This is a genomic window from Streptomyces sp. NPDC085460 (assembly GCF_044541975.1).
Lineage (GTDB): Bacteria > Actinomycetota > Actinomycetes > Streptomycetales > Streptomycetaceae > Streptomyces.
The window spans coordinates 1-8606 of sequence record NZ_JBITTO010000025.1; the positions used below are offsets into that span (position 1 = coordinate 1).

Consider the following 8606-nt stretch of genomic DNA (forward strand, 5'->3'; position numbering starts at 1 on the left):
GCCCCCCCCATCTTGTCGGGTCGGGCGGGGCGGGGGTGGGGCACGCTGGGCCCGGCCCGCGGCGCGGGGGGGGCGCGGGCGCCCCCCGGGTGGCGGGCCCCCCGCCGCGGCACTCCCGGGGGAGCGCCGTCGCTCAGGCGCTCGGCGCGCAGGTCTGCGCGACCTCCACACCGTGCTCCGCGGCCAGCCGGTGCAGGTCCTCCAGCTCGGCCTGCTCGACCTCCGCGAGGTACTCGTCGCCGGTCTCACGGGCCCGCGTGAGGTCCGTCTGCGTGGTCCTGATGCGGTGCAGCAGCCCTGCGGTGAACGCGTCCATGCGCCCCTCCTCGTGGGTCCTGCGGCACTGGGGAGTGCCGGGGGTGGGTGGATCACACACTGTCCGCTCCCGGGGGACGGAAGAGCGCCGTGGGCGTGCCACGTACAGGGTGTGATCGCGGGGTGTGCAGACCTCCTCCCCACCCCTTCGCGCACGGAAACCTCAACTGGCGCGCGCTTCCGGTGAATTCTTCGTGCCCCCGCCCGTGCCCCCGCCCGCGCCGGCGGCCCCCGGGCCCGTCTCCGGCTCCCGCGGACCGCCGTCTTACAGCCGGTTTACGCGCGTACGGGGCAGGATGGACACGCACAGTCAGTGTGCGGAGATCGCCCGCCGGTCCGCCCGGACCGCAGCGCCGAAGGAAGGAAGAACGACGTGCGCGTACTCGTCGTCGAGGACGAGCAGCTGCTCGCCGATGCGGTGGCCACCGGACTGCGCCGGGAGGCCATGGCCGTCGACGTCGTGTACGACGGCGCCGCCGCCCTGGAGCGCGTCGGGGTCAACGACTACGACGTCGTGGTCCTCGACCGCGACCTGCCGCTGGTCCACGGCGACGACGTCTGCCGCAAGATCGTCGAGCTCGGCATGCCCACCCGCATCCTGATGCTCACCGCCTCCGGCGACGTCAGCGACCGGGTCGAGGGCCTGGAGCTGGGCGCCGACGACTACCTCCCCAAGCCCTTCGCGTTCACCGAGCTCACCGCGCGCGTGCGCGCCCTCGGGCGCCGCACGTCCGTGCCGCTGCCGCCGGTCCTGGAGCGGGCGGGCATCAAGCTCGACCCCAACCGCCGCGAGGTCTTCCGGGACGGCCGGGAGGTCCAGCTCGCCCCCAAGGAGTTCGCCGTCCTGGAGGTGCTGATGCGCTCCGAGGGCGCCGTCGTCTCGGCGGAGCAGCTCCTGGAGAAGGCGTGGGACGAGAACACCGACCCGTTCACCAACGTGGTCCGGGTCACCGTCATGACCCTCCGCCGCAAGCTGGGCGAGCCGCCCGTCATCGTCACCGTCCCCGGCTCCGGCTACCGGATCTGACCGATGGCCGCGACCCCGGCGCCGCACCCGCAGGCGCCACCGAAGCCCACCTGGGACCCGCGGGACCCGGTCAGGCCGCTGCTGCGGCCGACCATCCGGATACGCCTCACGCTGCTGTACGGCGGCATGTTCCTGATCGCCGGCATCCTGCTGCTGTCGATCATCTACCTCTTCACGGCGCAGGCGCTGAGCAACAGCGCCGCCCAGCTGCCGTTCAAGATCGTCACCGGTGAGGTCCAGCCCACCACCTCGTGGTGCAGCCTGCCCGACAAGGGCACCGGTGAGCAGTTCAACCACGCCGTCTCCATCTGCCTGAGCCAGCAGTCCGACCGGGCCCTGGAAGACCTCCTGCGCCGTTCGCTCTTCGCCCTGCTGGGGCTGAGCATCATCGCCTTCGCCTTCGGCTACGCCATGGCCGGCCGGGTGCTCTCGCCGCTCGGCCGGATCACCCGGACCGCCCGCCAGGTGGCCGGCTCCGACCTGGCCCGCCGGATCGAGCTGGACGGCCCGGACGACGAGCTGAAGGAGCTCGCGGACACCTTCGACGAGATGCTGGAGCGCCTGGAGCGGGCCTTCACCGCCCAGCAGCGCTTCGTCGCCAACGCCTCGCACGAGCTGCGCACCCCGCTGGCGATCAACCGCACGCTCCTGGAGGTCCACCTCTCCGACCCCGGGGCGCCGGTGGAGCTCCGGCAGCTCGGCAAGACCCTGCTGGCCACCAACGAGCGCAGCGAGCAGCTGGTCGAGGGCCTGCTGCTGCTCGCCCGCAGTGACAACCAGATCGTCGAGCGCAAGTCCGTCGACCTCGCCGAGGTCGCCGAGCGGGCCGTGGACCAGGTGCACGAGGAGGCCGGGGCGAAGGGCGTGGAGATCCGCGGCGAGCGCTCCCCGGCGGTCGTCCAGGGCAACGGCGTCCTCCTGGAGCGGATCGCCCTCAACCTGCTCCAGAACGCCGTGCGGTACAACATCCCGGAAGGGGGCTGGGTCGAGGTCACCACCGAGGTCCAGCACGGCCAGGCGGTGCTCGTGGTGACGAACACGGGCCCGGTGGTCCCCGCGTACGAGATCGACAACCTCTTCGAGCCGTTCCGCAGGCTCCGCCAGGAGCGGACCGGCAGCGACAAGGGCGTCGGACTCGGACTGTCGATCGCGCGCTCGGTGGCCCGGGCGCACGGCGGCCGCATCTCGGCGGAGCCCCGCGAAGGCGGTGGCCTGGTGATGCGTGTCACTCTGCCGATCTGACAGACTGCAAGGACGAAGCCCGATCTGTTCGCTTTGAGCGGAATTCCAGGACCCTTCTCCTGAGACGGGCATGTGTGATCGATCACAAGCGCGAGTGCCCGTCGGGTCGCGCTCCGTGACCGTGAATTCCGGGGGAAAACCCGGAAAAGTCCGGGTTTCCCGGGCGCCGGGCGGCGGAAAGTACACGGGGTGGCGGGCCACCCGGGCCGGCCGGAGACCGTGTACGGTCCGCTTCGCCACTCGTACCCGATCACTCGTGTAGGGCGCGGGACGGGTGTCGATTGAGTAACAGACCTTGATGTGAGGCAAAATCTGCGCCTCGGGTCGGGCACAAGTCCGACCTCTCACGCGTTACGTGCGCTGAGACACCCGCAACCACCCAGAGGGGGAGAGCGACATGGCAACGGATTACGACACCCCACGCAAGACCGACGACGACGTCGACTCGGACAGCCTCGAAGAGCTCAAGGCTCGTCGGAACGACAAGTCGACCTCCACGGTCGACGTCGACGAGTTCGAGGCCGCCGAGGGCCTGGAACTCCCGGGCGCCGATCTCTCGAACGAAGAGCTGGCCGTCCGGGTCCTGCCGAAGCAGGCCGACGAGTTCACCTGCATGAGCTGCTTCCTCGTGCACCACCGCAGCCAGCTGGCGCGCGAGAAGAACGGCCAGCCGATCTGCCGCGACTGCGACTGAGTCAGGCGCGGCCGTGGCAGGCGACACACCGTCCCGGAAGCGGCGTCTGAGGCTTCCCTCGAAGCCCCGGACGTACAAGGGCGGCACCGGCCCGACGGAGGGCGCCCAGGAGGCTCCCGACGCCGCGCAGGCCGCCCCCCAGCCCTCCCTCGGCGTGGCGGACGACGAGCGAGGCCCCACGGCCTCGCTCGAAGCTGCCTCCGTCCCCGGGCAGGGCGAGGCACCGTTCCCCGCGGAGCGGGACCCCGAAGGCCCCTCGGACCCCGAGGTGCCCGAGGACCGTGACGCGAGCGGTCACGGCAGGCTGGGCGCCGTCAGGCGACTGGCCAACCCGGCACGCGCGCAGCTCGACCGCATCAAGATCGACGCCGCGCGCATCGACGCCGTCCGCCGGAGCGTGGAGGGCGTCAAAAAGGGCGTGAAACGGAGCGGCGACGGAGCCAAGGCGGGCATCGGCTATCTGGCCGACCGGCTCATCGAGCTGGCCCCGCGCGTCCCCGTCCGCGACCTCGCGACCCTGCGCAAGCAGTTCCCCGGGCTCGGCCCCGAGGAGCTGGCCGACAAACTGGTCTTCGGCGCGGCCAACGCCAGCTCGACCGTCGGCGCGGGCATCGGAGCCGCCGCCATGCTCCCCGTACCGCCGGCCATGCCGGCCGAGCTGGCCGCGGAGATCACCGGCGTCGCCGCCATCGAGCTCAAGCTCATCGCCGAGCTCCACGAGGTCTACGGCCTGCGACCGCCCGGCACCCTGCCCCAGCGCTCGGCCGCCTACCTGACCTCCTGGGCCGAGGAGCGGGGCATCGACCCCACCAAGCCCACGACGATCAACGCGGCCCTCGGCGGACAGCTCAAGCGCGAACTGCGCCAGCAGATCATGAAGCGCATGGTCCGCAACCTGCCGAACCTCACCCCGTTCATGGTGGGCGCGGCCGTCGGAGCGGTCATGAACCGCCGCGACACCAGGAAGCTCGCCGGGCACATCCGCAAGGACCTCAGAGCCCGCCAGGTCCCCTGGGACAAGCTCGTGGAGCTCCCGCCCCTGGAGCAGCCCGAGAACCCCAAGGAACTGGGCTTCTAGCCGCCCCGGGCCGCCCGGAGCGGCCCCGGGACGGGCACCCGCGACGGGGGAGGGCCTCAGCCCTCCTCCCGCACCGCCTCCACCGCCGCCGCCAGGCCCTCCGGGTCACGGGTCGACAGGTACAGGTACGGCGTCGGGTCCGCCGGGTCCGTGACGACGACCCGCACCGCGCGCGGCACATAGCCGCGCAGCAGCATGAAGGCGCGCGGATCGGCCTTGTGCATGCGCCAGGCGCGCGCCTCCTCCTCGTCCAGCACCTCGACCGCCCCCAGCGCCGACACCGGCACCCGGGCCTCGCCCGCCACCAGCGAACCGGCCACCACCCGGATCCGGGCCGAGCCGTACGAGGACGCCGCCACACCGGCCGCCACGCCCGCCGCGATCAGACCGCCCAGCGTCGGCACCGTCCCCAGCGGGAACATCACCAGACCGCCGGAGAGCGCCAGCAGACCCACGATCGCCCACCACGACCCGGGCACGGTCAGCCGCTCGTCGAAGCGCGGCGCCGCCGGGGAGACGGGGGACTCGGGGGACGGGACCGGGGAGGGCGCGGAAGGCTGCATGCGTCCAAGCTTGGCACGGCGCGACCCGCGCCCGGCCGCGCGGGTAAGGTCTGCGCCTGTGACTGCAACATCTGCCGCCCTCACCCCGCCGCCCGACGCCGTGGCGCCGGTCCGCCACCCGGACGCGCCCGCCCCCGGCGAGCCGCTCGGCTCCCACTACGGGCACTGCTTCGGGTGCGGCGACGGGCAGCCCCACGGCCTCCACCTGGAGGCCCGCGCGGGCGACGGCGTCACCGTCACCGCCGAGTTCACCGTCACCGCCGACCACCAGGGCGCCCCCGGGCTCGCCCACGGCGGCGTGCTCGCCACGGCGCTCGACGAGACCCTCGGCTCCCTGAACTGGCTGCTCCGCGTCATCGCCGTGACCGGCCGCCTGGAGACCGACTTCCGCCGGCCCGTGCCGGTCGGCACCGTGCTCCACCTCCAGGCCGAGGTCACCGCCGTCCACGGCCGCAAGATCTACTCGACCGCCACCGGCCGCATCGGCGGCCCCGACGGACCCGTCGCCGTCCGCGCCGACGCCATGTTCGTCGAGGTCAAGGTCGAGCACTTCATCGACAACGGGCGGCCGGAGGAGATCCAGGCCGCCATGTCCGACCCCGACCAGGTCCGGCGCGCCCGCGCCTTCGAGGTGAACCCCTGATGCGCTCTCCCGTCGACGTACTGATCCGCCGGGTGGACCCGGACGTGCCGATCCCGGCCTACGGCCACCCCGGCGACGCCGGCGCCGACCTCGTCACCACCGAGGCCGCCGTCCTCGCCCCCGGCGAGCGGGCCGTGCTCCCCACCGGCGTCTCCATCGCCCTCCCCGACGGCTACGCCGCCTTCGTCCACCCCCGGTCCGGACTGGCCGCCCGCTGCGGAGTCGCGCTCGTGAATGCCCCGGGGACGGTGGATGCCGGGTACCGTGGAGAGATCAAGGTGATCGTGGTCAATCTCGACCCGCGCGAGAGCGTCAGGTTCGAACGGTTCGACCGGATTGCCCAACTGGTCGTCCAGCAGGTCGAGAAGGTGCGCTTCCACGAGGTGGCGGAGCTTCCCGGCTCGGCGCGGGCCGAGGGGGGCTTCGGGTCCACCGGCGGTCATGCCGCCGTGGACGGCACGACGGGTGGGAATCGATACGCTTCGGTCGTATCCGACCGGGAAGGACAGTGACGTGTTCGGACGTCGCAAGAAGAGCGGTGCCGCCGACCAGGCGGGCGAGGCCGAGCAGGTCGTCGACGAGGTGACCGGCGAGGACGCCGCCGACGCGGCCGACCAGCCGCGCAGGGCGAACCTTCCGCCGGCACCCCGGCCGGACGGTCCCTGGGACATCTCCGAGGTCGCCAAGCCCGAGGAGGGCCGCGTCGACCTCGGCGGCCTCTACGTGCCCGGTGTCGAGGGCATGGAGCTCCGCGTGGAGGTGGCGGGCGACGCGATCGTCGCCGCGACCATCGTGCTGCGCGACAGCGCCGTGCAGCTCCAGGCGTTCGCCGCGCCCAAGAAGGAAGGCATCTGGGGCGAGGTCCGCGAGGAGATCGCCACCGGCATCGTCCAGCAGGGCGGCGCCATCGACGAGGTCGAGGGCCCCCTCGGCTGGGAGCTGCGCGCGCAGGTCCCCGTCCAGCTGCCCGATGGCAACCGCGGCGTGCAGATCGTCCGCTTCGTCGGCGTCGACGGCCCGCGCTGGTTCCTGCGCGGCGTCATCTCCGGCCAGGGCGCGGTCCAGCCCGAGGCGGCCGGCCTCCTGGAGCAGATCGTCCGGGACACCGTGGTCGCCCGCGGCGAGGGCCCGATGGCCCCGCGCGACCCGATCGTCCTCAAGCTGCCGAACGACGCGCAGATGGTGCCGGACGGCGTGCAGCAGGAGGAGCAGGCCGGGTCCCGCTTCTCCGGCGGCATGGGCCAGCTCCAGCGCGGCCCGGAGATCACCGAGATCCGCTGACGCGACCCCGACCCTTTCGGGAACCCCGGTCCGGTGGGCCGCCGACCGTACGCACGACGTACGGACGGCGGCCCACCGGCCGTTCGGGGGCGGTGCGGGGACCGGCGGCCCGTACGTCTTCCCGGCCGGCCGTATCCGGGCGGCGCGGTGCGGTGCGGGGACCGGCGGCCGGAGGCCCGTACGTCTTCCCGGCCGTGACCGGTGACCGGAGGCCCGTACGCCTTCCCGGAGGGCCCCTCCGGGAACTCCCCGTGTCCGGTGTCCGGGTCCCCCCGTGTCCGGTGGCCGGGGTTTCCCGTCCGAAGATCGGGGTCGGATCGGGGTGCCGGGCTCTGGTCTCGGGGGCGGGGGCCGACCATACTTGCCAGTGCAGGTGTTCGAGGAGGGGGAGCGCAGGGTGAGCGAGAACCGCACGCAGTCCGCGACGGCCGTCGTCGATGGCCCCGCCGGGGGGCCGATGATCCGCGTGGAGGGGCTGCGCCGGACGTTCGGCGAGGGCGAGGCCGCCGTCCACGCCCTCAAGGGCGTCTCCTTCGACATCCCCCGCGGCGAGCTGGTCGCCCTCAAGGGCCGCTCCGGCTCCGGCAAGACCACCCTGCTCAACCTCGTCGGCGGCCTCGACAGCGCCGACGACGGCCGGATCGTCATCGACGGCACCGACCTCTCCACCCTCGGCGAGGACGGCCTCCTGGAGCTCCGCCGCGACCGGATCGGCTTCATCTTCCAGTCCTTCGGTCTGCTGCCCATCCTCTCCGCCGCCGAGAACGTCGGCGTCCCCCTCCGGCTGCGCAAGGCCGACCCCGCCGAGCGCGAGGAGCGGGTCGCCCTGCTGCTCGCCCTCGTCGGCCTCGCCGACCACGCCAACCAGCGCCCCGGCGAGCTCTCCGGCGGCCAGCAGCAGCGCGTCGCCATCGCCCGCGCCCTCGCCAACAAGCCCGCCCTGCTCATCGCCGACGAGCCGACCGGTCAGCTCGACGCCGAGACCGGCCTCGCCGTGATGGAACTCCTCCGGGCCGTTGTCCGCAGCGAGGGCTGCACCGCCCTCGTCGCCACCCACGACCACCAGCTCCTCGGCCTCGCCGACCGGGTCCTCGAACTCCGCGACGGGGAGATAGCCGAAGCCTGAGCCGCCGGTAGACCGGCACGGCCCCGGCGCGCATCAGAATCACGTCAATACCGCACCGGGGTGTTCCCCCAGGTGCGGAATGTCCGATCAGCCGGACGTATGGTCGGTCCATGGCACGTGGCAAGCTTCGGATCTACCTCGGTGCGGCGCCCGGCGTCGGCAAGACGTACGCGATGCTGGCCGAGGCCCACCGCAGGGTGGAGCGCGGCACCGACTGCGTCGTGGGCTTCGTCGAGCACCACGACCGGCCCAGGACCGAGGTCATGCTGCACGGCCTGGAGCAGGTGCCCCGCCGCGAGCTCGAATACCGGGGCGCCGTCTTCACCGAGATGGACGTCGACGCCGTCCTCACCCGCCGGCCCGCCGTCGCCCTCGTCGACGAACTCGCCCACACCAACGTGCCCGGCTCCCGCAACCCCAAGCGGTGGCAGGACGTGGCCGAACTGCTCGCCGCCGGCATCGACGTCGTGTCGACCGTCAACATCCAGCACCTCGAATCGCTCGGCGACGTCGTCGAGGCCATCACCGGCGTCCGCCAGCGCGAGACCGTCCCGGACGAGATCGTCCGCCGGGCCGACCAGATCGAGCTGGTCGACATGTCGCCCCAGGCGCTGCGCCGCCGCATGGCCCACGGCAA

General features: G+C 73.0%; 10 protein-coding genes and 1 pseudogene. 9 read left to right on the plus strand and 2 right to left on the minus strand.

The features are described from left to right. Positions 1–133: 133 nt before the first annotated feature. Positions 134–316: a hypothetical protein gene (locus tag ACIGHB_RS34165; RefSeq protein ID WP_360321761.1), complete on the minus strand. Its 183-nt coding sequence runs from the start codon at positions 314–316 to the stop codon at positions 134–136. A 372-nt stretch (positions 317–688) separates the two neighbouring features. On the opposite strand from ACIGHB_RS34165, the gene ACIGHB_RS34170 reads away from it, so the two are divergent. The 4 genes from ACIGHB_RS34170 to ACIGHB_RS34185 all read left to right on the plus strand — a co-directional run bounded on the left by ACIGHB_RS34170 (position 689) and on the right by ACIGHB_RS34185 (position 4356). Beyond that, positions 689–1342: a response regulator transcription factor gene (locus ACIGHB_RS34170; protein WP_030496297.1), complete on the plus strand. Its 654-nt coding sequence runs from the start codon at positions 689–691 to the stop codon at positions 1340–1342. A gap of 3 nt (positions 1343–1345) precedes the next feature. Then, positions 1346–2584, plus strand: a complete 1239-nt coding sequence (locus ACIGHB_RS34175) for a sensor histidine kinase (RefSeq protein WP_399918729.1) — start codon at positions 1346–1348, stop codon at positions 2582–2584. A 397-nt stretch (positions 2585–2981) separates the two neighbouring features. After that, a complete protein-coding gene (locus ACIGHB_RS34180; protein WP_003955561.1) occupies positions 2982–3278 on the plus strand; it encodes a DUF4193 domain-containing protein in 297 nt (98 codons plus the stop codon). Positions 3279–3291: 13 nt separating this feature from the next. Then, positions 3292–4356 carry a hypothetical protein gene (locus ACIGHB_RS34185; protein ID WP_399918731.1) on the plus strand — a complete coding sequence of 355 codons (1065 nt, stop codon included), beginning with the start codon at positions 3292–3294 and terminating at the stop codon, positions 4354–4356. Positions 4357–4412: 56 nt separating this feature from the next. Here ACIGHB_RS34185 and ACIGHB_RS34190 read toward each other — a convergent pair whose 3' ends face one another. After that, positions 4413–4919, minus strand: a complete 507-nt coding sequence (locus ACIGHB_RS34190) for a DUF3093 domain-containing protein (RefSeq protein WP_360321772.1) — start codon at positions 4917–4919, stop codon at positions 4413–4415. A gap of 58 nt (positions 4920–4977) precedes the next feature. Between ACIGHB_RS34190 and ACIGHB_RS34195 the strand changes: the two genes are divergently transcribed. The 5 genes and pseudogenes from ACIGHB_RS34195 to ACIGHB_RS34215 all read left to right on the plus strand — a co-directional run. Next, on the plus strand, positions 4978–5562 hold the full coding sequence (locus tag ACIGHB_RS34195; protein ID WP_360321775.1) for a PaaI family thioesterase: 585 nt from the start codon (positions 4978–4980) through the stop codon (positions 5560–5562). Next, entirely contained in the window at positions 5562–6074 is a 513-nt protein-coding gene (gene dut, locus ACIGHB_RS34200) for a dUTP diphosphatase (protein ID WP_360321778.1), read from the plus strand. Before ACIGHB_RS34195 ends, dut begins: the two co-directional genes overlap by 1 nt. Position 6075: 1 nt before the next feature. Further along, complete coding sequence (locus ACIGHB_RS34205; protein WP_360321781.1) at positions 6076–6843, plus strand: DUF3710 domain-containing protein; 768 nt, start codon at positions 6076–6078, stop codon at positions 6841–6843. Positions 6844–7240: 397 nt separating this feature from the next. Further along, on the plus strand, positions 7241–7969 hold the full coding sequence (locus ACIGHB_RS34210; protein WP_360321784.1) for an ABC transporter ATP-binding protein: 729 nt from the start codon (positions 7241–7243) through the stop codon (positions 7967–7969). Between the two features lie 110 nt (positions 7970–8079). After that, a pseudogene (locus tag ACIGHB_RS34215) lies at positions 8080–8606 on the plus strand (histidine kinase); the annotation flags it as partial.